23 protein-coding genes are annotated in these 23,281 nt (G+C 62.9%); 15 read left to right on the top strand and 8 right to left on the bottom strand.

From position 1 onward, the window contains the following. Nucleotides 1-70: 70 nt before the first annotated feature. Together M5G17_RS23210 and M5G17_RS23205 are read right to left on the bottom strand one after the other, a co-directional pair. A complete protein-coding gene (locus tag M5G17_RS23210) occupies nucleotides 71-1,171 on the bottom strand; it encodes a sigma-54 interaction domain-containing protein (protein WP_273895237.1) in 1,101 nt (366 codons plus the stop codon). Nucleotides 1,172-1,181: 10 nt separating this feature from the next. Further along, on the bottom strand, nucleotides 1,182-2,369 hold the full coding sequence (locus M5G17_RS23205) for an acyl-CoA dehydrogenase family protein (protein WP_273895236.1): 1,188 nt from the start codon (nucleotides 2,367-2,369) through the stop codon (nucleotides 1,182-1,184). Nucleotides 2,370-2,570: 201 nt separating this feature from the next. Between M5G17_RS23205 and M5G17_RS23200 the strand changes: the two genes are divergently transcribed. From M5G17_RS23200 to M5G17_RS23180, 5 genes are all read left to right on the top strand, one after another. Further along, nucleotides 2,571-2,786, top strand: coding sequence for a TOBE domain-containing protein (locus tag M5G17_RS23200; RefSeq protein ID WP_130265202.1), 216 nt, complete (start codon nucleotides 2,571-2,573; stop codon nucleotides 2,784-2,786). Nucleotides 2,787-3,062: 276 nt separating this feature from the next. After that, entirely contained in the window at nucleotides 3,063-3,545 is a 483-nt protein-coding gene (locus tag M5G17_RS23195) for a DUF2165 family protein (protein ID WP_273895235.1), read from the top strand. A gap of 24 nt (nucleotides 3,546-3,569) precedes the next feature. Further along, nucleotides 3,570-4,667 carry an efflux RND transporter periplasmic adaptor subunit gene (locus M5G17_RS23190; protein WP_273895234.1) on the top strand — a complete coding sequence of 366 codons (1,098 nt, stop codon included), beginning with the start codon at nucleotides 3,570-3,572 and terminating at the stop codon, nucleotides 4,665-4,667. A gap of 22 nt (nucleotides 4,668-4,689) precedes the next feature. Beyond that, nucleotides 4,690-7,773 (top strand): MexW/MexI family multidrug efflux RND transporter permease subunit, encoded by a 3,084-nt coding sequence (locus M5G17_RS23185; protein WP_273895233.1) that lies wholly within the window; start codon nucleotides 4,690-4,692, stop codon nucleotides 7,771-7,773. After that, nucleotides 7,770-9,170: an efflux transporter outer membrane subunit gene (locus M5G17_RS23180; protein WP_273895231.1), complete on the top strand. Its 1,401-nt coding sequence runs from the start codon at nucleotides 7,770-7,772 to the stop codon at nucleotides 9,168-9,170. Before M5G17_RS23185 ends, M5G17_RS23180 begins: the two co-directional genes overlap by 4 nt. 43 nt (nucleotides 9,171-9,213) lie before the next feature. On the opposite strand, the gene M5G17_RS23175 is transcribed toward M5G17_RS23180, so the two are convergent. Further along, a complete protein-coding gene (locus M5G17_RS23175) occupies nucleotides 9,214-9,951 on the bottom strand; it encodes a nitroreductase family protein (RefSeq protein WP_273895229.1) in 738 nt (245 codons plus the stop codon). A gap of 30 nt (nucleotides 9,952-9,981) precedes the next feature. Further along, nucleotides 9,982-10,641 (bottom strand): helix-turn-helix transcriptional regulator, encoded by a 660-nt coding sequence (locus tag M5G17_RS23170; protein WP_273895228.1) that lies wholly within the window; start codon nucleotides 10,639-10,641, stop codon nucleotides 9,982-9,984. 306 nt (nucleotides 10,642-10,947) lie between these two features. Between M5G17_RS23170 and M5G17_RS23165 the strand changes: the two genes are divergently transcribed. The 6 genes from M5G17_RS23165 to M5G17_RS23140 all read left to right on the top strand — a co-directional run bounded on the left by M5G17_RS23165 (nucleotide 10,948) and on the right by M5G17_RS23140 (nucleotide 16,998). Further along, on the top strand, nucleotides 10,948-11,991 hold the full coding sequence (locus tag M5G17_RS23165; protein ID WP_273895227.1) for a methyltransferase: 1,044 nt from the start codon (nucleotides 10,948-10,950) through the stop codon (nucleotides 11,989-11,991). After that, entirely contained in the window at nucleotides 11,991-12,881 is an 891-nt protein-coding gene (locus tag M5G17_RS23160) for a VOC family protein (protein ID WP_273895226.1), read from the top strand. Before M5G17_RS23165 ends, M5G17_RS23160 begins: the two co-directional genes overlap by 1 nt. Before the next feature lie 81 nt (nucleotides 12,882-12,962). Next, a complete protein-coding gene (locus tag M5G17_RS23155) occupies nucleotides 12,963-14,000 on the top strand; it encodes a formylglycine-generating enzyme family protein (protein WP_273895225.1) in 1,038 nt (345 codons plus the stop codon). A gap of 2 nt (nucleotides 14,001-14,002) precedes the next feature. Continuing rightward, nucleotides 14,003-14,599 (top strand): GTP cyclohydrolase II RibA, encoded by a 597-nt coding sequence (ribA, locus tag M5G17_RS23150; RefSeq protein ID WP_273895223.1) that lies wholly within the window; start codon nucleotides 14,003-14,005, stop codon nucleotides 14,597-14,599. A gap of 29 nt (nucleotides 14,600-14,628) precedes the next feature. Then, the gene (locus M5G17_RS23145) at nucleotides 14,629-16,320 is read left to right on the top strand and encodes a WD40 repeat domain-containing protein (protein WP_273895222.1); all 1,692 of its coding nucleotides are present in this window, start codon (nucleotides 14,629-14,631) and stop codon (nucleotides 16,318-16,320) included. A gap of 18 nt (nucleotides 16,321-16,338) precedes the next feature. Then, nucleotides 16,339-16,998 carry an SAM-dependent methyltransferase gene (locus M5G17_RS23140; protein WP_273895220.1) on the top strand — a complete coding sequence of 220 codons (660 nt, stop codon included), beginning with the start codon at nucleotides 16,339-16,341 and terminating at the stop codon, nucleotides 16,996-16,998. A gap of 48 nt (nucleotides 16,999-17,046) precedes the next feature. Here the strand turns inward: M5G17_RS23140 and M5G17_RS23135 are convergent, their stop codons facing one another. After that, the gene (locus M5G17_RS23135; protein ID WP_273895218.1) at nucleotides 17,047-17,775 is read right to left on the bottom strand and encodes a class I SAM-dependent methyltransferase; all 729 of its coding nucleotides are present in this window, start codon (nucleotides 17,773-17,775) and stop codon (nucleotides 17,047-17,049) included. A 35-nt stretch (nucleotides 17,776-17,810) separates the two neighbouring features. Further along, the gene (locus tag M5G17_RS23130) at nucleotides 17,811-19,238 is read right to left on the bottom strand and encodes an MFS transporter (RefSeq protein WP_273895216.1); all 1,428 of its coding nucleotides are present in this window, start codon (nucleotides 19,236-19,238) and stop codon (nucleotides 17,811-17,813) included. A 184-nt stretch (nucleotides 19,239-19,422) separates the two neighbouring features. Between M5G17_RS23130 and M5G17_RS23125 the strand changes: the two genes are divergently transcribed. From M5G17_RS23125 to M5G17_RS23115, 3 genes are all read left to right on the top strand, one after another. Then, nucleotides 19,423-19,743 carry a YbjQ family protein gene (locus M5G17_RS23125; RefSeq protein WP_115087469.1) on the top strand — a complete coding sequence of 107 codons (321 nt, stop codon included), beginning with the start codon at nucleotides 19,423-19,425 and terminating at the stop codon, nucleotides 19,741-19,743. 164 nt (nucleotides 19,744-19,907) lie between these two features. Further along, nucleotides 19,908-20,093 (top strand): hypothetical protein, encoded by a 186-nt coding sequence (locus tag M5G17_RS23120; protein ID WP_273895211.1) that lies wholly within the window; start codon nucleotides 19,908-19,910, stop codon nucleotides 20,091-20,093. Nucleotides 20,094-20,231: 138 nt separating this feature from the next. Next, nucleotides 20,232-20,534, top strand: a complete 303-nt coding sequence (locus M5G17_RS23115) for a hypothetical protein (RefSeq protein ID WP_273895210.1) — start codon at nucleotides 20,232-20,234, stop codon at nucleotides 20,532-20,534. Here the strand turns inward: M5G17_RS23115 and M5G17_RS23110 are convergent. Both M5G17_RS23110 and M5G17_RS23105 read right to left on the bottom strand, forming a co-directional pair. Next, nucleotides 20,525-20,947, bottom strand: coding sequence for a group II truncated hemoglobin (locus M5G17_RS23110; protein WP_273895209.1), 423 nt, complete (start codon nucleotides 20,945-20,947; stop codon nucleotides 20,525-20,527). The two genes, M5G17_RS23115 and M5G17_RS23110, sit on opposite strands and share 10 nt — an antisense overlap. A gap of 117 nt (nucleotides 20,948-21,064) precedes the next feature. Further along, complete coding sequence (locus tag M5G17_RS23105) at nucleotides 21,065-21,397, bottom strand: hypothetical protein (RefSeq protein ID WP_130265183.1); 333 nt, start codon at nucleotides 21,395-21,397, stop codon at nucleotides 21,065-21,067. Between the two features lie 362 nt (nucleotides 21,398-21,759). On the opposite strand from M5G17_RS23105, the gene M5G17_RS23100 reads away from it, so the two are divergent. Further along, nucleotides 21,760-23,250 carry a DASS family sodium-coupled anion symporter gene (locus M5G17_RS23100; protein WP_273895208.1) on the top strand — a complete coding sequence of 497 codons (1,491 nt, stop codon included), beginning with the start codon at nucleotides 21,760-21,762 and terminating at the stop codon, nucleotides 23,248-23,250. Nucleotides 23,251-23,281 lie beyond the last annotated feature (31 nt).

The raw sequence follows: 23,281 nt of genomic DNA, 5'->3' as shown, positions 1-23,281 counted from the left end.
GCGATGCGCCGCGCGGGCGGCGCTCGATCTCAAGGGCGCCACAAACCTTGTGGCCTACACCTGCCAGGCTTTAGATGGACAAATTCAACACCCGCTCCCCCTGGGTACTCCCAGCAGGCTGCCTGCGATTCACCGCCAACTCGCCCATCTTGATCAGCCGCGTGCGGGTGACATTGCGGCTCAAGCCGAGCAAGTTCGCCGTGTGCACCTGGTTGTAGTGGCTGAAGCGATACGCCGCACGCAACAGCGCATCCTCGACCTTTTCGTGCAAGGCCCCCGCCGGCTGCTCGAAGAGTTTCTGGAAGGCCCGCTCCAGCAGCCCTTCAGCCGAATCATCAAGGCTTGGGCTGTCGTCGGCACGCTCGATGCGCATGTTCGACAGGCGCAGGTCTTCCTGGCGGATCACCCCGTCGCGGCAGATCAGCAAGGTGTGGTGGATGACGTTTTCCAGCTCGCGGATATTGCCCGGCCAGCCGTAACTGCGCAGCTTGGCTTCGGCCTCGCTGCTGAGGCTGACCTCACCATAGCCCAGGCGCTGGCTGTAGGCCTGGATGAAGTGGCGGGTCAGCGGCAGGATGTCGCCCGGGCGTTCGCGCAGCGGCACCAGCTCCAGGCTGACCACGTCGAGGCGGTAGTACAGGTCTTCGCGAAAGTGCCCGGCATTGATGGCTTTTTCCAACTGCACGTTGGTCGCAGCCAGCACCCGTACGTCGATGGCAATGCTCTTGCGCGAGCCCAGGCGCACCACTTCGCGCTCCTGCAACACCCTTAGTAGCTTGACCTGGATCGGCATCGGCAAGTCGCCGATCTCGTCGAGGAACAGGGTGCCGCCATTGGCTTCTTCAAACCAGCCAGCCTTCGAGCTCAGGGCGCCAGTGAATGCGCCTTTTTCGTGGCCGAACAGTTCGGCCTCGACCAATGATTCGGAAAACGCGCCGCAGTTGACCGCCACGAACGGCTTGTCGCGCCGGCCGCTGAGGTTATGAATGTGGCGGGCCACCAGCTCCTTGCCGGTGCCGGTTTCGCCGATGATCAGCACGCTGGCTTCACTCGGCGCGACCCGCTGCAGGTGCGCCAGCAAGGCCCGCGACTTGGGGTCTTCGAACACTTGCGCGGTGGCGCGGATCGAGGTGGCCAGGGCCGGGGAGGGGGGCAGGGTCAACAATTGCATGGCGGTCACACTATGAGTAGAAGGTCGGAGTCGGCAATTGCCCGCGCAGGGCCCATTCACCGAGTTCGTGCAGCTTGTAGTCGAGCGGGTCGTGCAGGCTCTGGGTGCGCAAATTGCGCCAGTGGCGGTCCAGGCCCACCGAGGCCTGGGTGGCGCGGGCGCCGGTGACTTCAAACACCTTGCTGCAAATCTCCAGGCCATCGCGGCTGGCGGCGACCTTGGCGGTGGCGATGGTCACGGCCAGGCGCCCGCGTTGTTCGGTGCTCAGCGCTGCGCCTTTGGCCCAGGCCTGGTCCAGCTCGACGGCGGCCTGCTCGACCAGTAAACGCGCACCCTGCAGGCGTACCCAGAAGTCGCCGAAATGGTTGAGCACGTAGGGGTCGGCGCTGCTCTGTTGGGCCGCTGACTTGAACCACGGCCGCGACTCGCGCAAGGCATAGTGGCGGGCTTCTTCAAAGGCGCCTTCGGCAATGCCGAGGAAGATATTGGCAAAATGCAGCTGAGCGATCAGCGGGCGCAGGCAGGCGAATGGCGTGCTCAAGGGGCCGGGGTCGAGCAGCAGGTCGCTTTCCTCCACACGCACCCGCTCGAAGGTGACGCTGCCGCTGTCGGTCTGGCGCTGGCCCATGTTGTGCCAGTCGTTGTGCAGGGTAATGCCGCTGCGGGCGCTGGGAATGGCGGCGATCAACAGCTTGCCGCCGGCGCTCTCATCCACCGCCGAGGCGATGAGCATTTGCGAATCGCTGGCGCCGGAGCAGAAGCTTTTCTTCCCGGAAAACTCGCGAAAGCCGCCGCGGTCCTTGACCACCGTGCGGGTGTCCAGCGGGTTGAGGGCATTGCCCCAGAACCAGCGCTTGCGCGCGGTCAGTTCGAACCAGGGTTGCCACTGCGCCGGGGTGGCGAACAGGCGCACGGTGGCGAGCATCAGGTGATGAAAGCCGAACACGTGGGCCAGCGAGCTGTCGACCCGGGCAAATTCGCGCACCACCTCGAAGGTTTGCGCCCAACTGCCGCCCAGCCCACCGAAGTCGCGAGGGATGCTCAAGGCCAGCAGGCCGCTGCTGCGTATGGCATCGCGTTCGGTCTTGGGGGTGCCGCCTTGGCGGTCGCGCTCGACGGCTGTGCGGGCAAATTCAGTGGTCAGTTCCCGCGCGATTTGCCAAGGGGACAAGGGGATGCTGTGCAATGGTGCGCTCACTTGCTCTATGAGGGTGGCACCGATGCTAAATGATCTAAAAAAGTGAAAATAAATAACTTATAGGTCTTTCGATATGCCTGACTTTATATTTCTTTTAGTTCTATATTCGTGAATATTTATTCTTTTTAATTTTATTTGAGCCGGCGCACTCTGCACCTCAAGCACTGCGCGGCAGTGCACCACAGGATGAGGACGCACAACATGACCATCAAGGCGATCAACGTACGCAATCAGTTCAAAGGCACGGTCAAGGAGATCATCGAAGGCCCGGTGGTGTCGGAAATCGATGTGCAGACTTCCGCCGGCATCGTCACTTCGGTGATCACCACCCGTTCGGTACACGAGCTGGAACTGCGCATTGGCAGCGAAGTGATTGCCTTCGTCAAATCCACCGAGGTGTCGATCGCCAAGCTATGAAATTTAGAAACAAACAGGCCGAGCCCCGGCAACGGGGCTCGGCCTGTTTGTTTCAGGAACGGCTGGTTTGCGGCAGGATCTGTTGATCAACGTCTTCAGCCCGCGCCTGCGTAGGCTTTTGCCGACTCGCGCGGCCGATCAAGGCAAAGCATGACCGCCGACAATGTTTGCGCGGTGCAGGGTGGTTAGCGTCTTGTGGGTTGTGCATTGGAAGGCACAGCTCTAATATCCAAGTGCTTTCTTGTGTTATTGCGCTCAACCATCACGGACGTTCAAATGGATTTGCAGACCTCCCTCTGGCTGTTCCAGGCAGTCCAGGCCATTGGCCTGAGCCTCTGGCTATGCATCGCAGTACTCAACAACCTCCAGGCCTTTCGTGCCTCCCTCGGTGCGGTCGGCGCGACCATGGCCATGGCGCCGTTGCGCCAGGCGCCGGCCATCGACATCCCGCTGCTGTCCCGGGCCCTGCATGCCCCGGCGCTGCACCGCTTTGCTCTGGTGCTGGTGCTGGTGTTGCAGGTGGCGGCCGCCGTCACCGCGCTGATCGGCAGCTACCTGCTGCTGACTGACAGCACCGAGCTGGCCAGGCCCTGGCTGAACCTGGCCTTGAGCGCGTTCCTGGGCTTTACCTTCGCCATGCTCCTGGGCGGGTTGTGGTTTGGTTACTGGATTCGTCAGGAAGGCTTGCAACTGACCCATCTGGTGCTGGTGCTCTGGGCCCTGTTGGCCTTCGTGGTGTTCAACGTGCAGTGGGCCTGAGGCCACGTTCACAGGGAGTGGTGGATGAACAGGAAGAATCTTGCGCTCGGTACCGTATTGGTCGGCGCAGCAATCGCGTTGCTGGTGCTCTGGCAACAACCGCACACGGCACAGGCATCGGCGCCAGCGGCGCGCACGCTGCTCAAGGTGGCACTGGGCACGGTACAGCGTGGCCCGGCCAACGGCTTTTTCGCAGGCGTCGGCGAGCTTGAGGCGGCGCGCCAGGTGCTGGTTTCGGCCGAGATCGGCGGGCGGGGGACGCGGATCAACTTCGTCTCCGGGCAGCAGGTGCGCCGCGGCGATGTGCTGATCACCCTCAACGACGCCCCGGAACAGGCCGAGCGCATCCGTCTGCAGGCGCAATTGCACAACGCCCGGATCAACCATCGCCGGGTTCGCGAGCTGCTGGCCGAGAACGCCGCGACCCAGGAGCAACTCGACAACGCCCTGGCCGCCCGCGACATGGCCAGCGGTGAGCTGGCGCACACCGAGGCGGTGATTGCGCAGAAAACCATCCGTGCACCGTTCGACGGTGTGTTGGGGATTCGCAAGGTCAACGAGGGCCAGTACCTGAAGGTTGGCGATGCGCTGGTCAGCCTGATCGACCCCCGTACCCTGTATGTGAACTTCTCCCTGGATGAGCAACTGAGCATTCACCTCAAGCCCGGTCAGCCGGTCGAAGTGCTGCTCGATGCCTACCCCGAGCGGACCTTCCAGGCGCGCATCAGCGCCATCGACCCGCTGATCGACCGTTCGCGCACGGTGCAGGTGCAAGCCACCCTGGACAATGCCGACGCGCAGCTAAAGGCCGGCATGTACGCCAGCGTCAAGGTCGCCGACCCGCAGGTGAACGAGATCCTCAGCGTGCCGGAAACCGCCGTGACCTACACCGCCTATGGCGACACGGTGTTCCTCGCCCACCATGACGAGCAACAGCAGGCACTGGTGGTGCAGCGGGTGCCGGTGAAGATCGGCGAGCGCCAGGACGGCCGGGTGATCATCCTCGAAGGCTTGCAGCAGGACGATCAGGTGGTGACTTCCGGGCAACTCAAGCTCAGTGACGGGGTGGCGGTCGAAGCGACCGAAGACACCCTGCAACGCCCGGCACTGTCCGGCTTCTGACTGCTTGCCTGGAGATTCCCAGATGAAATTCACCGATCTGTTCGTGCGCCGGCCAGTGCTGGCGCTGGTGGTCAGCATCCTCATTCTGCTGCTGGGCATTCTTTCCCTGCGCCAGTTGCCGATCCGCCAGTACCCGATGCTGGAAAGCTCGACCATCAGCGTCACCACCGACTACCCCGGCGCCTCAGCGGAGCTGATGCAGGGCTTTGTCACCCAGCCGATCGCCCAGGCGGTTTCTTCGGTAGAAGGCATCGATTACCTGTCGTCGTCCTCGGTCCAGGGCCGCAGCCTGGTCACCGTGCGCATGGAACTCAACCGCGACTCGACCCAGGCCCTGACCGAGGTGATGGCCAAGGTCAACCAGGTGCGTTTTCGCCTGCCCGAGCAGGCCTACGACCCGGTGATCGAACGCTCGTCCGGCGAGTCGACGGCGGTGGCCTACATCGGTTTTGCCAGTGACAGCCTGTCGACCCCGGCGATGACCGATTACCTGGCGCGGGTGGTCGAGCCGATCCTGACCACCATCGAGGGTGTAGCCAAGGTCCAGGTGTTCGGCGGCCAGACCCTGTCGATGCGCTTGTGGATCGACCCGGCGCGCCTGGCGGCACGTGGCCTGACGGCGGCCGATGTGGCCGAGGCAGTGCGGCGCAACAACTACCAGGCGGCGCCCGGCAAGATCAAAGGACAGTTTGTGATCTCCAACATCCGGGTCAACACCGACCTCACCAGCGTCGGCGAATTTCGCGAGCTGGTGATCCGCAACGATGGCAACGGCCTGGTGCGTATCAAGGACATCGGTACGGTCGAGTTGGGCGCAGCTTCAGTTGAAACCAGCGCCTCCATGGACGGCGTGCGCGCCGTGCACCTGGGCCTGTTCCCGACCCCGGGCGGCAACCCGCTGGTGATCGTCGACGGCATCCGCAAGGTGCTGCCGGATATTCGCAAGACCCTGCCGCCGGACGTCAAGGCCGAGCTTGCCTTCGAGACCGCGCGTTTTATCCAGGCGTCGATCGACGAGGTGAGCAAGACCCTGCTCGAAGCCCTGCTGATCGTGGTGATCGTCATTTACCTGTGCCTGGGTTCGCTGCGCACCGTATTGATTCCGGTGGTGACCATTCCGCTGTCGATGCTCGGGGCGGCGGCGCTGATGCTGATGTTCGGTTTCAGCCTCAACCTGCTGACCTTGCTGGCCATGGTCCTGGCCGTTGGCCTGGTGGTGGACGATGCGATTGTCGTGGTCGAGAACGTCCACCGCCACATCGAGGAGGGCAAGAGCCCGGTGGCTGCTGCTCTGGTGGGTGCACGGGAAGTGGCCGGGCCGGTGATCGCCATGACCATCACCCTGGCTGCGGTATACGCGCCGATCGGCATGATGGGCGGGCTCACCGGGGCGCTGTTTCGTGAGTTTGCCCTGACGCTGGCCGGGGCGGTGGTGGTCTCCGGCGTGGTGGCCCTGACCCTGTCGCCGGTGATGAGCTCATTCCTGCTGCAGTCCAAACAGTCCGAGGGGCGCATGGCTCATGCCGCCAACCGCTTCTTCGATGCCCTGGCCACGCGCTACCACCGGGCCTTGGAGTTCTCCCTGGCACGGCGCTGGCTGAGCGCAGGTTTTGCCTTGCTGGTGTTGCTCAGCCTGCCCTGGCTGTATGGCTTGCCCCAGCGCGAACTGGCGCCGACCGAAGACCAGGCCGGCTTGCTCACCGCAATCAAGGCGCCGCAGCACGCCAACCTTGACTACGTCGAGCGCTTTGCCGACAAGCTCGACCAGGTCTACAACCGCCTGCCGGAAACCGTCAGCACCTGGATCATCAACGGCAGCGATGGCCTGGCCTCGGGCATCGGCGGTATCAACCTGTCGCTGTGGGACGAGCGCAAGCGTAGCGCCTCGCAGATCCAGGTCGACCTGCAGGCGGCGGTCAACGATGTCGAAGGCACCAGCATCTTCGCGTTCCAGTTGCCGGCCTTGCCAGGCTCCACCGGCGGCTTGCCGGTGCAACTGGTGCTGCGCAGTTCCCAGGACTATCAGGTGCTGTACCAGACCATGGAAGAGATCAAGCGCAAGGCCCGAGAGAGTGGCCTGTTCACCGTGGTCGACAGTGACCTGGACTACAACAACCCGGTGGTCCAGGTGCGGGTCGATCGGGCCAAGGCCAACAGTATGGGTATCCGCATGCAGGACATCGGCGAGTCGCTGGCGGTGCTGGTGGGCGAGAACTACCTGAACCGCTTCGGCCTGCAAGGGCGCTCCTATGATGTGATCGCCCAGAGCCCGCGTAGCCAGCGCCTGACCGCGCAGACCCTGACCCGCCAGTACGTGCGCAGCGAAGACGGCACGCTGGTGCCGCTGTCGACCGTGGTGCAGGTGTCCGAGCAGGTCGAGCCGAACAAGCTGACCCAGTTCAACCAGCAGAACGCCGCGACCTTCCAGGGCATTCCGGCGGCCGGCGTTACGCTGGGCGATGCGGTGGCGTTTCTCGATGAGGTGGCGGCGTCGTTGCCGGCTGGTTTCAGCTACGACTGGCAGTCCGATGCGCGCCAGTACACCCAGGAGGGCAGTGCCCTGATGCTGGCCTTCCTGGCGGCGGTGATCGTCATCTACCTGGTGCTGGCGGCGCAGTACGAAAGCCTGGTCGACCCGCTGATCATCCTCATCACTGTGCCGCTGTCGATCAGTGGTGCGCTGATTCCGTTGGCGCTGGGTTATGCGACGGTGAACATCTACACCCAGATCGGCCTGGTGACGCTGATCGGCCTGATCAGCAAGCACGGCATTCTCATGGTCGAGTTCGCCAACACCCTGCAGGAGCAGGAACAGCTCGACCGCGCCGCGGCGATCAGCAAGGCGGCGCAGATCCGCTTGCGGCCGATCCTGATGACCACCGCGGCCATGGTGGTCGGCCTGATCCCGCTGCTGTTCGCCTCGGGCGCTGGCGCCAACAGTCGTTTCGGCCTGGGCCTGGTGATCGTCTGCGGCATGCTCATCGGCACCTTGTTCACCCTGTTCGTGTTGCCCACGGTGTACAGCCTGCTGGCGCGCAAACACTCGGTGGCCGCGAGCACGCCACGGGCGGTTTTCCTGGCCGATGCGTTGAGGAGCGAAGCATGAACGGACACTCTCTGAGCCTGATCGCAGTGCTGCTGGGCCTGGCCCTGGCGGGCTGCAAGGTCGGCCCCGACTACCAGAAAGCGACGCCGGCGCCGCTGGCGCTGAGCACGCCGCAACAGCAGCAGTTCACCCAGCTAGGGCAGTTGCCCGCGCAGTGGTGGTCGTTCTTCGATGATCCGCAGTTAAACCGCCTGGTCGACACCGCGCTTGAGCACAACCACGACATCCGCCAGGCCCAGGCCAACCTGCTGGCGGCGCGGGCGCTGTTCGATGACCGGCGCCTGGACCAGTACCCGGGCGTCACCGCCCGCACCGGCTTCAGCCAGAGCCTTGAGCAACAGCAACTGGCCGATGGCAGCGATCCGCAGCGCATGTTCTCGCGCAGCTACCGTGCAGGCTTTGACGTGCAATGGGAGATCGACCTGTTTGGCCGCTTGCAACGCTTGACGGCGGCGGCCCAGGCCAGGACCGAGGCGGCGCAGGCCGACCTTGAGCAGATGCGCCTGAGCATTGCCGCCGAAGTCGCCCGCGCCTATTACCAGCAACAGGGCGGGCGCCGTAGCCTGGAGGTGGCCCAGGCCGAGGTTGAGGCCTGGCGTGAAACCTTGAAGCTCACCCGCGCCCAGGTGCGCGCCGGCAGCGGCCAGTACGAGGATGAGCAGAACGCCCAGGCCAACCTGCTGCTCAGTGAGGCGGCGGTGCCGCCGTTGCAGGCGGCGGTGGAGGAGGCCGGTTACCGCTTGGACGTGCTGACCGGGCGGGCTCCGAGCCTGGCTGGAACCTCGGCGCCCGCGCGCTTTTTGCCGCCCTTGGCGCGGCAGTTGCCCTTGGGTGATGTCAATGCGCTGATCAACAACCGTCCGGATGTCGCCAGTGCCGAGCGGTTGCTGGCGGCCAGCAGCGAAGACGTTGGCGTGGCCACCGCCGAGCTGTATCCGCGTCTGGATCTGGGTGGTTTCATCGGCTTCTTTGCCCTGCGCAGTGGCGACCTGGGCAGTGCCGCCCGGGCTTATGAACTGGCGCCGACGGTGACCTGGCCGGCGTTTCGCCTGGGCAATGCCAAGGCCCGTGTGCGTGCTGCCAAGGCGCAAAACCAAGGGGCGCAGGCGCGCTATGAGCAGTCTTTGCTGTTGGCCCGCGAAGAAGTGGAAAACGCCGTTACCCGCCTGGCCCGCAACCAGACCCGCCTCGGCGCGCTGATGCAGTCGGCGGCCCATGGCGCCGATGCCGTCGACATCGCCTCCAAGCGTTATCGGCGCGGCGCCGGGAGCTACCTGGCGGTGCTGGAAAACCAGCGGGCGTTGTTCTTGATCAAGCGTGAAGTGGCGCAGGCGGAGACCGCTTCGTTCCTCAATGCGATTGCCTTGTACAAGGCATTGGGGTGGGGCAGCAGCTGATCGCGGGGCAAGTGGGAGCGGGCTTGCCCCGCGATAAGGTCTGTCAGTCCGCCGCCAAACCATTGGCCAGCAACTGCGCCTTGAGCTGCGGCCGATAGTTGCGTGCATAGCAACGGCCGACACTGCTCGACCAGCTTTGCCCCTCAACCCGCCCGGCGATCTGCCAGTGTTCCATCAGTGTGGCATCGTAGGCTTCGATCGCCGCCGGCAACACCTGGGCGTCATAGCGCTCATCATGACGAAAGGAAGCCAGGGGCAAGCGCGGCTTTTGCAGCGCTGGCTGCTGTACATAACCCAGGGCCACCCCGCACAGGGCAAAGGATTTTTCCGGCAAACCGAGCAGTTCGATCATGCCGCTGGCATTGGCCCGGATTCCGCCCACCGCCACCACACCCAAGCCCAGCGAGCGCGCCGCGGTCATCAGCGTCGCGAGCATGATGCCGCCATCGGTGCAGGCGGCAATCATGCCTTCCAGGTGCTGGTGAATACAGTGCTGCTCGCCAGTGCGTTGCGCGGCCAGTGCGGTTTTGTGAAAGTCCACCACCAGGGTGATGAACACGGGTGCCGCACTGATCCATGGCTGCCCGCCCGCCAGCTCGGCAATCTGCCGGCGGCGCTCGGCGTCGCGCACTACCACGGCGGAAATATGCTGGGCGTTGAACGAGGTGGGCGCCTGGTGGGCGGCGCGAAGGATGGCATCGAGCAACTGATCGCTGATCGGCCGGTCGTGAAAACTGCGCTCGCTGCGGTGGCTGGCGAGCAGCTCGAGGGTCGGGTTCATGTGCGCCTCATTCCTTAAGGACTTATGGGGTTACTGCGCGGGCGCCGTCCTCGGCAAGACCCGGTACACGCAGCGACGGTCACCTGATATCAGATGTTCGCAGCGCTCGACAAGCGCCTGCTCACCAAACACCGACTGGAAAATGTGCAACTCCGAACGGCAGAAGCCCTGGCAGCGGCTGGCTGCCACGCAGATCGGGCAGTGGTTTTCGATGAACAGCCAGCCGTTGTCGTGCTTGACCATTTCCGCCATGTAGCCTGCCCGCTCGCGCAATTGCACCAGTATCCGCAGCTTGTCCTCCACCGATTCGGCCTGGCTGCAGGCCTGCTGGTATTCGCTGCGGTTGGCGATTTCCATGCGGGTGATGAGCTGGTCGACGCCGGCGTGGCCGAACACCTGTTCGACGGTCTCGATCAGTTGCAGGGTCAGCACGCTGTGGGCGTCGGGGAAGCGGCGCTGGGCCGCCTCGGTCAGGGTCCACTTCTGCGAAGGGCGGCCGGCGCCCTTGCCCGGGGCGCTGATGCCGGTGATCAGCTCGCTGGCCTGCAGTTTCTGGATCTGCTGGCGGGCGGCCTCGAAGGTGATGTCGAGCAGGTTGGCAAGGTCAGTGGTTTTCAGCGCGCCACGGGTCTTGAGCAAGAACAGGATGCGGTCGGCGGTGGAGCTGGCGTCGGCGGCAGGTGCAATCATCGTGTGAGCATTACCATGGGAATAGGCGTTATCGGTCGACCTTGGGCGCCATCCTTTGCGCAGGTAACGAGCGTGAGCATAGGCAGTTTTAGCACTGCCATGGTTATTTGTAAAAGGCATCAACTACAAAGTTTAAAGCTCAAAAAAATATAAAAGATCAAATTTGTGTTTTTCCCGGTAGCGACTACGATCATTTCTTAGTTTTGCCTGTGGCGGCGGTGAACACTGCCAGCGGGCAAACGCGTGCAGGGCAGGCCAGGGGCCTGAAGCGTTTTATGGAATGAAACTCAACAGGGAAGTGAGTGTATGAATGCGCAAAAACCGGTGACCATCTATGAGCACGCCGAAGAGGCCAACACCCTCAACGGTGTGTTCGACCTGGTGAAGCTCTCCGACCAGTATCGCCAGTCGGCCATCCTTCATTCGGCAGTCGCCCACAAGGTCTTCGATCACACCCGCACGCCGGTCAAGGCCGAGGTCGTCAGCCTGGCGCTGGGTTGGGTGGCCAACAAGGGCAAGATTTTCCTCAACGCCCTGGTTGCCATGGGCCTGCTGCAAAAGACCGAGCAGGGCTTCGTCAACCCACCGTTGAGCGAGCGTTTTCTGGTCAGCAGCAGCGCCGAATTCATCGGCCCGATCATTGCCCACCAGCGTCTGCAGTGGCAGAACTGGCCGCGCCTGGGCGAGATTCTCAGCACCACCGCGTCGCTGAACTTCCAGCAGGAAAACCGCTTCAAGCATGACGTCGCGGCTCGAGATGCCTTTAACGATGCCATGGTTCGTTTCAGCCAGCCAATGGTCGATGTTCTGCGTGAGCTGTCAGTGTTTGACCATGCGCACAAGGTCATCGACCTGGCCGGCGGTCATGGCACCTACATCGCCGAGATCGCTCGCCGTCACCCACAGGTCCAGGGCGAAATCTGGGACCTGGACGCTACCCGCCAGGCCGCCCAGAGCACCATCGGCAAGTACCAGCTCGAGCAGCGTGTGAGCTTCAAGGAGCGCAACCTGCTGGACCTGGCCCGTTACCAGGACGAGCGCGCCGATGTGGTGATGCTCAATGACTGCCTGCACTATTTCACCCGCGAGCAGACCACCGCGCTGGTCAAGGGCGCCAGCCAGTTGCTGGAGGCCGGTGGCGCGTTGTTGATCCTCAGCATGACCCTGGATGATGACGAGATTCACCCGGCGCTGTCGGCGGATTTCTCCCTGCACATGATGGTCAACACGGTGAACGGTGAGCTGCACCCGACCCGCTGGCTGGCCCAGCAGATGCAGGACCAGGGCCTGAGCGTGGAGCAAGAGCCGATTGGCCGCTACACCTTGCTGGTTGGGCGGAGGGTCAACTGATGCTCAAGTTCACTGTGTTGCATGCGGCCAACCCGGACGCCCATGCCCTGACCCTGATCGGTGAACTGGGCCAGGTGGCCAGCGCTGCTGGCTTCGAGCTCCACGCCACCGCGCAACTGGCCCGTCAAGGCGAGGCCGATGGCTTGATCGTACTGTTGTCAGGCGATCAGCAAGCGGCCCTGGCGGCCCAGCTCAAAGGCGCCGAGCGCCTGTATCGCAACACGGCGGTGACTCTGGTGCGTCTGGCCGATGGTCAGGGCAGGGAAACCCCCGTGCAGGACATCACCCAGCATTTGCTGCAGGCTGCGGCCTGTTTCATCTACCCCTATGGCCTGAGCCCGCTGGACAAGGCGCAGCCAAGTGCCTCGCTCAAAGCCTGGCTGGCGGGGTACTCGAAATTTACCGCCGCAGTGAAGATGTGGCGTGCCCTGGAAGGTGTGTCAATCGACGCCGCCGCGCTGGCCCGCCAGCAACCGCAGCTCAATCACATCAACATCCTGGCCCGCGACCTGGAGGTGTCCCAAGCCTTCTACCGTGACATCTTCGGCGCGCGATATTGTTACAACCTTGGTCCGCGCAAAGTGGTGATGGAGCTCAATGGTTTTGATTTTTTCATTGAGCAGAGCGCCGAGTTCAGCTACCCGCCGGGTTATCACATCGGCATTCGCGCCTTGCCCGAAGACGTCAAGCGCATTGCCGAGCGGGTCAGCGCCAATGGCACGATCACGCTGGTGAAGGGTAATGGCCCGGCGCCAGGCTATCACCATGGCCCGGACAACGTGCGCAGCGCCGTGTACTTTGAAGACCCCGATGGCCTGGTGGTGGAAGTCTACAGCGCGGAAATCGAGATGATCGAAACCAACCGCCGACTGCTGCTCGACCAGCTCTGAGGCTAGCCCTGGGTACTGCGTCGTGGGCCGAACCGGGTTCGGCCACGCCGTGGGTGTCGTTACTCAAAACAAGGTGCAAGGATGAACAGTCTCAAGGATCGGCATTGGCCGCGGCTACCCAGCCCGCTGCCAAAAGACGTAACGGACCGGGTGCTGATGGGTTACCCGGAACATTACCTGGAGTACCCGTTGGTGGAGCAGGTCGGGCAGGCAATCCGCTCGCTGCTCGATGCCCCTGTCGAGCAACTGCTGACGCTGCTGCAAAGCGCTGGCGCGCCGCTGTACCGGCGCATCGCCGCAGGCGAGGTGCTGGGTTTGCGCGGTGACCCGCGCATCGATGTGTTCAACCCGCAAATGATCGACATCGCCGCAGCCACGGTGCAGATCGGCCTGAGCGCCGAGCGGGTCAGCCAGGTGCTCGATGAGTTCGATGGCCTGGGCCTGGACCGTAGCTGGATCGACAAGGAAACCCCGCTGCACAGCGTGCACCTGGACAGCTACCGCATCGCCCGCTTTGCCGTGACCAACAGTGAATACCGCGAATTCCTGCTCGACAGCGGCCACCCCGCGCTGCCCAGCAGCTGGGCTTTTGGCCGCTATCCGCAGCAGCGCGCCAACCACCCGGTGTACAGCGTCAGCGACAGCGATGCCGATGCCTACGCGCAGTGGCTGAGCCGGCGCACCGGCCGGCGTTTCGCCCTGCCTACCGAGGCCCAGTGGGAACATGCCGCCGCCGGTCTCCAGCGCCTGCAGTTTCCCTGGGGCGAAAGCTTCGTTGCCGAGTACGCCAACACCATCGAGCTGGGTTATCTGGACAGCACTCCAGTGGGAGTTTTTCCCCAGGGTGCCTCGCCGTTCGGTGTGTTAGATATGGCCGGCAATGTCGAGGAGTACGTCGCCGATGACTATCAACCGTACCCCGGCGGCCCGCAGATCAATGACGACCTGGTACAGGATGTCGGTCGTCACCGTATCGCCCGTGGTGGCAGCTTCACGCGTTTTCGCGACCTGGCGCGCAACCCTCGGCGACATGGGCGTTACCCGAGACCGATCTATGTCATGGGCTTTCGCCTGGTAGAAAACAACAACGCAAGTACCTGTCAATCGTGCGAGGTTTGATCATGAACAACGACGTTTCGCTGCATACCAAGGTGCCGATCTCGATCCTCGGTGGCTCGGTAGACGCCCATTTTTTCGGCTTCAAGGGCTTTGACAAACACAACGAGCACTTTGCCGTCGGCATCAACCTGGACAAGGTCGAGGTGCCCCTGGTACGGGTGCATTCGGAATGCATCACCGGCGATGTGTTCGGCTCCCAGCGCTGTGACTGCGGCCCGCAGTTGCAGGAGGCGTTGAACACCCTGAACGTGCAGGGTGGCTACCTGATCTACCTGCGCCAGGAAGGTCGCGGTATCGGGCTCTATTCCAAGTTCGAAACCTACCTGCTGCAAGACCGTGGCCTGGACACCTACGAGGCCAACCTTGAGCTCAACCACCCAGCCGATTCGCGCAGCTTCAGCCCTGCCGCGCAGATGCTCAAGGCCCTGAACGTGCACCGCTGCCGCCTGCTGACCAACAACCCCGACAAGGTCAGCCAGCTTCGCGATGGCGGCATCGAGGTGCTCGACCAGGTGCCGACCGGCGTGTTCCTCACCCAGCACAACCGCAACTACCTGCTGTCGAAGGTGGCCAAGTCCAGCCACTCGATCAAGCTCTGATTGTTCTCTGAAGAAAAAAGGATTTTTCGATGAAACACATAGGCCCCATCAGCGGCATTGCCGCCCATGCAGCAGAGTTCGTTGCCACCGCCGGCTACGATAATCAGGTGATTCTGTGGAATGCCCGTACCGGTCTGCCGATTCACCGCGTACACCATGATCACCTGGCCAACCAATGCGCGTTCAGTGCCGACGGCAAACACCTGGTCAGCGCCAGCAGCGACTACACCGCGCGGATCTGGGAAGTGCCGAGCATGCGCCTGAAAGCGGTGCTGTCCGGCCACCAGGACGACGTTGAAATGGCCGTGTTCTCACCCGACGGTACCCAGGTCGCCACTTGTTCGCGTGACCACGTGCTGCGCATTTTCGATTTGAACGGCAACCTCAAGGGCAGCTTTCATGGCCACCAGGCCGACGTGATTTCTGTGGTCTGGTCGCCGGACGGCAAGCGCCTGATCTCCAGCAGCGACGACGGCACCGTGCGCCAGTGGGACACCGCCAGCCTGGCCCAGTGCGACGAAGTGGATATCGGCGGCGTCGAGACCGACACCATCGCCATCACCCGCAACGGCGTGGTCTTCGCCGGTGATGACGAAGGACGCATCTCGATCATCGGCCAGGGCCAGGTGCGCAGCATTGCCGCTCATGATGCGGGGATCAAGCGCATCGTCTGGAACGACGACAAGCAATTGCTGGTGACCCTGAGCTACGATCGCTCGGCGATCCTCTGGCGCCTGGATGAGCAGCACAACCTGAGCAAGCTGCGCAGCACGGCGTTGCCGAGCATCATCTGGCCACGCAGCTGCGCCTTTGTCGGTGAGCAGGAGCTGGTATTCGCCACCTTCGGTTCGCGCTATGCCACCTGGAACTACGAGCGTGACCAGTGGAGCATCGACGGTATCCAGCCCGCAGTCAGCATCAATGCCGTGGTCAGCGCCCAGGGACAGCAATACAGCATCGGCGATGCCGGTTTGCTGTTTCGCGACAACCAGCCGCTGACCGGGGTCGGCAGCCTGTGCAACTTCCTCTTGCCGTTCGGGCCGCTGCTGCTGACCGGCGGGCAGATGGGCCAGGTGTTCGATGCCCTGAGCGGGGAGCTGTTGTATCAGCACCGCTCGCCACTCAACTGCGGCGCCACCTTTGAGAAAAACGGCGTGCCCCACGCGCTGATCGGCACCTACACCGGCGAAGGCCTGGTGTTTATCCTGGACGGTCGCGCCGGCCTGAAGCTGGTGGCTTCTATCGCCATGCACGACAACGCCATCAAGGGCGTTGCCGCCAACGACCGCTACCTGTTCAGCGTCTGCGCCTCGGCCGATGCTGCCTTGCATCGTATTGACGACTTCAGTTGCGCGCGGCACATCGACAATGCCCATTCGCGTATTTCCAACGGTTGCTGCCAGATCGACGGCGGCTTTGCCAGCATCGGTCGAGACCTCAAGCTGCGCTTGTGGCTGGACGGCGGTGATGAGGTTTACGACTCGCCGCACCAGCACTCGATCAAGTGCATCGGCGCTTCGGCCGATGGCGCGATCATCGCCACCGCCGCCTACAACGGCACCGTGGCGCTGTTCGACCTGGCCACGCGCAGCTGGCAGCCGCTGCAACGGCCTACTGCCGCGGGTATTTCCTGCATCACTCACAGCGGTCAGCAGCACGATTTCCTGGCCAGCTCCTACGACGGCAACATCTATGGCATCGCCGCCCGGCGTGCCTCCTGAAGGCGAGGAGATCGGTCAATGAGCAAGCAGTCAGAGGATTTCATGGAGCCGTCGGCCTACCGCAAGGCCCTCGATACCTCGTTCGTGCACCGTTATAGCCACGGCGAAGACGAGTGGTCGTGGGACATCGGCATGGCCCGGGCGGCGCGGGTCTTTCTCGCAGCCCTTGGCACCAGGCCCGATCAGCGCATTCTCGATGTTGGCGTCGGCCGTGGCCGCGATGCCTCGGAGTTTATCCAGGCCGGGCACCGGGTTACCGGCCTGGACATCGTCGAGAACTCCAGCTGGCCGCTGTTGCGCAAGCGCTGGGGCGATCGGCTGGAGCTGGTCAACAGTGCGTTGCAGGACTGGCAAGGCGAGGGTGGCCGGCAGTTCGACGCGGTACTCGACAACGGTTGCTTCCACCATCAGCACCCTGATGAGTGGGAGGCCTACCTTGCGCACATGCGCAGCCATGTACGCCAGGACGGCCTGATTGCCCTGAACGTGTTTGGTGTGGACAGTAGCAATTGGGTGCCGGGCTGGCGCGAGATGGACAACCAGCGCCAGGGCTACTTCTTCACCGAGCAGGGCATCCGCGACACCCTCGAAGGCTATGGCTTTACCTGGCAGGAACTGGTGGTGATCGAACGCCAGCATGGCGACGCCATGTACCTGCTGGCGCTGGTGCGCAACTAGGCTAGCGTGCGGCCGGGCCCTGAGTGATCGGGGCCCGGCCGAGGCCTTTCACTTCCTGCAGATCAGGCCGATCTGCAGGCTGTTGCTTTCAAACCCATCCCAGTAGCCCGGCTCACGGGCTTCCTTGCGTTGCTTGCTGATCAACGGGGCGATCCAGCGCCAGTCACTGAAACCTGCCGCTTTGGCTGCGTCTTCGTACACATCCCGACGCCAGCGGTAGTAGATGAAGTCGGCCGGTGGCGTGGACATGAACTGCGCCTTGCAGCGATAGCCGCCGTTCACGACGCTTTCATTCTGCACGCTGATGCCGTAGCGGGTGAAATTGCCCTTGCTCAGGTCGAACGCCGGGTTGGCGGTGTAGGCCACCAGTTGGCCACCGGGCTTGAGGTTCTGCGCGACCGTGCTGAACATCCGCTGCAGATCCTCGACACTGCTGGCATAGTTGAACAACCAGGCGGCGGTGACCTTGTCGTAGATGCCGATACGGCCCATTTTCATTACGTCGCGTACTTCGTAGGCGATGCCGTCATTGGCCTGACGGGCCTGGTAGATCATGCTCGGCGAGATGTCCACGCCGCGTACATGGGCGGCGCCCCAATCCTTGAGGTGGCGGCTGAAAAAGCCGTGACCGCAGGCCAGGTCGAGAATCTCCAGGCCCTGTACGTTGCCGACCATATAGCGAAACGTGTCGACCTCGATACTGCGCTGGCTGGCGTGGCAGGTGAAATCTTCGAACTGTTCGCTGATGCGCTCGTACACCTGCTTCGCTTCGTTCATAGGCTGCTCCTTGCTTGGGACGGGGGCTCAACTCTTCAGGCCAGGGCCTGGGCCGGGCTGCGGGTAATGCGCCAGGTCAACAGCATAGCCAGCAGCGGCGCCACGGCAAACACCCCGAACAACCAGCTTGCTGCCTGCTGGGCTCCTGCGATACCACCGGGTTCGACCAACCCGGCACTGTTGCTGACCAGCCCGGCGAGCGCCGCGGCTAGTGCGGTGGCGTACAACTGCACGGTGGTGATTGATGCCGAGGCAAGGTTCTCTTCGCCCGGGCGCGCGGCACTGAGCACCCGGGTCAGCAAATGCGGCCAGCCCAGGCCAATGCCCAGGCCAACCCCGGCCAGGGCCAGGCAGTACAGCGCAAGCCCCGGGACCTGGGCCAGCCATGACTGTTGCGCGGTCATCAACGCCAGTGCCAGCAGGGCAACGAAAATCACCGCGGGGCCAAAGCGGATCATGCGCTCGGCCGCAGCGCCGGTGCGGCTGGCACTGAACAGCGCGGCGACGGTCCAGCCGGCGGCCATGGACGCGGTCATGTAGCCGGCAGCAAGCGGGCTCAGGCCGTGAATCTCCTGGAGGAAGTAGGGCACGAAAATTTCCGTGGTGATCGCTGCGATCAGCAAGCACATCACTGCGTACAGCGCGCCCAGCGGCGTGCCCAGAGCGTAGGCGCCGGTTGGCAGTAGGCGCCGTCCGGGGGTGTGGTCGAGGCGGGCGATCAGCACGGCGATGGCCAGCCCGGCACCGATGCCCAACAGATTCCAGAGCAGTTGCGTCGACAGGCTGGCGGCGGAAATCGCCAGTACCGAGGCCACCAGGCAGGCAATCAGGCCATAGGGTGGACGAGACTCGGCGCGTGCAGCGGGCTTGTTGTTCAACTGGGTGATGACGATCAACGCCAACAGCGCCGCCACCGGCAGCAGCGACCAGAATGCCCAGCGCCAATGACCACCCTGGGCAAAGATGCCACCCACCGCTGGCCCGCACAGGGTGGCCACGCCCCACATGCCGGACACCAGGGCCATGGCCCGCGGCCACAGGCGTTCGTCGAACACCAGGCGGATCAGGGCATAGCTCAGGGCAAACAGGATACCGCCCCCCAGGCCCTGGACACTGCGGCCGATCAGCAGTACCGGCATGCTCGGTGCCGCAGCGCAGATCACCGAACCCAGGGTGAAAATCGCCAGCGCCAAAAGGAAGGCTGCGCGCGCACCCAGTCGTTCGATCAGCTGTGCCGACAGGGTCGAACCGACGATCGAGGTGGCCACGAACAGGGTGGTACTCCAGGCATAGAACGCCAGGCCGCCAATGTCGGCGATCACAGTGGGCAAAATGGTGGTGACGATATAGACGTTGATTGCATGCAAGGCCACGCCCCCAGCCAGGGCGATCGAGCGCAGGGCGTTGCGCCCGTGCAGCAATTGGGCCCAGGACGCGGGGGCAGGGGTGTGGGCAGTGTTCATGCGCGGCTCCTTCGCAGTCAGGCTTTGAATGGCGCAAAGTCTAGGTGCTGCAGTATCAATACACAATTAATTGCTTGGATAAATAGCCGGCGCGCTCATCAACAGTTTTGCTACTATCGCGTCTTTTTTCCGCCTGCTCATTGATGTAGCGGGCGGCTGACAGGCAAGGCCGAAGGAGAGCAGCATGATCATTACCACTACCGGGACCATCGAAGGTCGGGAAATCGCCGCCTATCTGGATGTGGTCAGCGCCGAGTCGGTCCAGGGCATCAACGTGGTTCGCGATATTTTTGCAAGCTTTCGCGACTTTTTCGGTGGCCGTTCGCAAACCCTGGAAAGCGCCTTGAAAGAAGCGCGCATCCAGGCCACCGACGAAATTCGCGCCCGCGCGCGCAGTCTGCAGGCCGATGCAGTGGTGGGGTTGGACTATGAAATCAGCATGCCGTCGGCCCGTGGCGGCATGGTGGTGGTGTTCGTCACCGGCACCGCGGTAAAGCTCAAGTAAGCACCTGGGGTGCGACAAAATAGCCCGGCCATTGGTCGGGCTTTTTTGTTTTCGGCCGTGCGGTCCACAAATGACCGGCTAGTCTCAGAATCACTGGGGTCAGTACTTTTCTGGGCAACTATCTGTTTGCCGGTACGGGTCCGCCGTCTGAGGGAGACTGGGGCATGTTTGAATCCTATATCGAGGACCATGGCGACGAATTTCCAATCAACAGTCAGGTGCGCTGTGGCCAGAGCGGTGTCCGCCTGGGCTTTGCCAACATGACCCTGGATGACGCGCAGGTTCGTCTGAACGCGTTGCAACGCAGCAAGAAGGGCAAGTTCACGCCACGCTTGCCCGCGAAGAAGTAAACGAATCGTCCACCACCCCGCCCAACGGCGGGGTTTTTTTTGCATTGCTTGACCTCGGGCAAAGGTTGCGTGGCTCGCACTCGCCGGATGCCAGGTTGTATGCCTTACTAGTGCCGCCATTCATACAGGAGCCATTCGATGCGTATCAGGGAAGAGACTTACTGGGCCTGGGCGGACCTGCAATTGCATAGCCGCAGCCATGATGAACAGCTCAGTGACGGCACCAGCATCGACGTGCAGGTGAGGTTATCGCGCACCGGTGCCACGCAGTTGTTCCTTGGCGTGTATGCATGCCAGGGCAAGGCCATGGTCGAGGAGTACTACGCCAATCGCCCCGGCGAAACCATGACCCGCGCCATGGTTTGGGGTGTCGACCGTGCCAGGGCCTTGGCCACTGGCGCGCTGCCGTTGACCCAGTTACCGCTGCGCCGTCAGGCCTGAGGGTGACGGGCGCGGCTGGCCTGGACGATGCGCTGGGCCGGCACGCGTAGCTGGCGCAGCAGGTAGTCGGCGAATTCGTCGGAATAGTCCTGCAGGGCGATGGCCTGCTCCATGCAGCTCAACCAGATAGCGCTATGGTGTTCATCGATCGGCCATTGGCTATGGAAGGCCGGGATGGCGATCGAGCCGTAGCGCTCACTGAACAATCGCGGGCCACCGAGCCAGCCACTGAGAAAGCAGGCCAGTTTGTCCTGCGAAGCTTCCAGGTCTTGCGGGTGCATCTGGCGCACGACCGATGCCTCGGGGTTCTCGTCCATCAAACGGTAGAAGTCAGCGGCCAGGCGGCGCAGGCCGTCGATGCCTCCGGCGGCCTGGTAGGACGCATCAGCAGTTCCGAAAGCAGGCTGGGTCATAAGCGGGCTCTTCAGGCAAAAGCGTCATTCTAGCCAGTTCGCGGGGCAAATAAAAAAGCCCAATCCGCAGGGATTGGGCTCAAGCGTGGCTGGGGCCGTGCAGCACCCCAGCGACTCTTAGCAGAGGCGGTCGATGACCGCGACACCTGGCGTATGCTGCAGCGCAGCCCATTCGCTTTGCAGGGTCTGCAGGACTCGCCCGACGTATTGCTTGTCGGCGGCGGCTTTCTTGCCAACGTAGCCCTGGCCGCGCCGGTACATCTTCAGGCGGGCACGCATGTTCGGGTTGCGTTCCTCGAACTGGGCTTCGTCGGTCATGGTTTCCAGGCTGTCCAGGCGCACTTCGCCCGATGCGCAAACCCAGAGAATGTGGCTGTCGAGTGTGTCCTTGCGCGCGGCGAACAGCCGGGCCAGTTCATCAACAGTTGGTTGATTGTTCAGATTCATCATAAAGCCCCCTTGACCATTCGTTGTTTGTTCGCACTTGGCGCATAACATGTAGCGTTAAATGAAAGCTGCTACAGCAGCGTCACAACTGGGGGCTTCTACACGCTGCCTTTTGGGCAGTACCCATCCGCACGCAACTCATGGATCTGTCGAGCTGCCTGGAACACCCTTGCCAGTACCCCCGATCGGGGAGACGACCTCATCATGCAAGGGGCGACGAACGGCGTCAACAGGTTTTGTAGTGATTTTTTTATCGCACTACATATTGTCCGACAATGCCCAGAATTCACCCCATTGATACGTATCAGTCCAGCCCGGGGCGATCTGCACGATCATGGCAAAACATGTTCTGCAGGGAGTTACCCATGAATTCGCCGGCCAATGTGCCTACTTCTCAAACCGCCAGAACCCGCGTGCCTATTGGTCTGCTGGTTGGTATCGCGGCTCTGGTCGGGGTGTTGCTGCTGCCGATGCCCGCCGACTTGCCGGTGGCCGGTCACCGGGTGTTGGCCATTCTTGCCTTTGCCGTGGTGGTGTGGATTACCGAGGCGGTGTCGTACGAAGCCAGTGCAATCATGATCACCACATTGATGGCCTTTTTGCTCGGCACGGCACCGACCGTGGCCGACCCGTCACTGACGTATGGCTCGTCGGCGGCCATTACCCTGGCCCTGACCGGCTTCTCCAACAGTGCCCTGGCCCTGGTGGTGGGTGCTTTGTTCATTGCCGCGGCCATGACCCACACCGGCCTTGACCGGCGCATCGCCCTGGTGACGCTGGCGAGCATCGGCGTCAGCACTCGGCGCATACTTATCGGGGCGGTGGCGGTGACCGTGTTGCTCAGCATGGTGGTGCCCAGTGCCACCGCCCGCAGTGCCTGTGTGGTGCCGATCATGATGGGTGTGATCGCCGCTTTTGGCGTCGACAAGCGCTCGAACATCGCCGCCGGGATCATGATCATCGTTGCCCAGGGCACCAGTATCTGGAACATAGGCATCCAGACCGCCGCAGCGCAAAACCTGCTGACTGTTGGCTTCATGGACAAGATGCTCGGCGCGCGGGTGTCATGGATCGACTGGCTGATCGCCGGCGCGCCTTGGGCGCTGATCATGTCGGTGGTGTTGATCGTGCTGGTGCTGAAAATGCTGCCGCCTGAAAGCGATGCGATCCCTGGCGGCAAGGCAGCGGTGAGCAAGACCCTGGCCGAGCTCGGGCCGATGACCTCTGCGCAGAAACGCCTGCTCGGCGTGTCACTGTTGTTGCTGCTGGCCTGGGCCACCGAGGGCAAGCTACATCACTTCGACACCACCACGACCACCTATGCGGGCCTGGTGTTCCTGTTGTTGCCACGCTTTGGCGTTATGACCTGGAAAGACGTGCAGGCGCGCATTCCGTGGGGCACGGTGATTGTCTTCGGGGTCGGGATCAGCTTGGGCACTACCTTGCTGACGACCCAGGCCGGGCAATGGCTGGGTGCGCAAGTGGTGGCGCATACCGGGCTGGATCAACTGGGTACCCTGGGGGTGTTCGCGATCCTGGCGGCATTTTTGATCCTGATCCACCTGGGGTTTGCCAGCGCCACCGCGCTGACCTCGGCGCTGCTGCCGATACTGATCGCCGTGCTGCAGACCTTGCCGGGAGACTTCAGCCGCCTGGGCATGACCATGGCCCTGGGTTTTGTCGTCAGTTACGGCTTTATCCTGCCGATCAACGCGCCACAGAACATGGTGTGCCTGGGCACCGAAACCTTCAGCGCCAGACAGTTTGCCCGGGTGGGGATCATGGTGACCTTGATCGGCTACGGGTTGATGCTGGTGTTTGCCGCTACCTGGTGGCAGTGGCTGGGGTGGATGTAGCAGCAAGACTCATCGCGGGCCAAGCCCGCTC

The sequence above is a fragment of the Pseudomonas rubra genome (assembly GCF_028656935.1).
Lineage (GTDB): Bacteria > Pseudomonadota > Gammaproteobacteria > Pseudomonadales > Pseudomonadaceae > Aquipseudomonas > Aquipseudomonas rubra.
The sequence above is the reverse complement of the archived record's forward strand: the minus strand, read 5'-3'. Positions and strand labels throughout refer to the sequence as shown.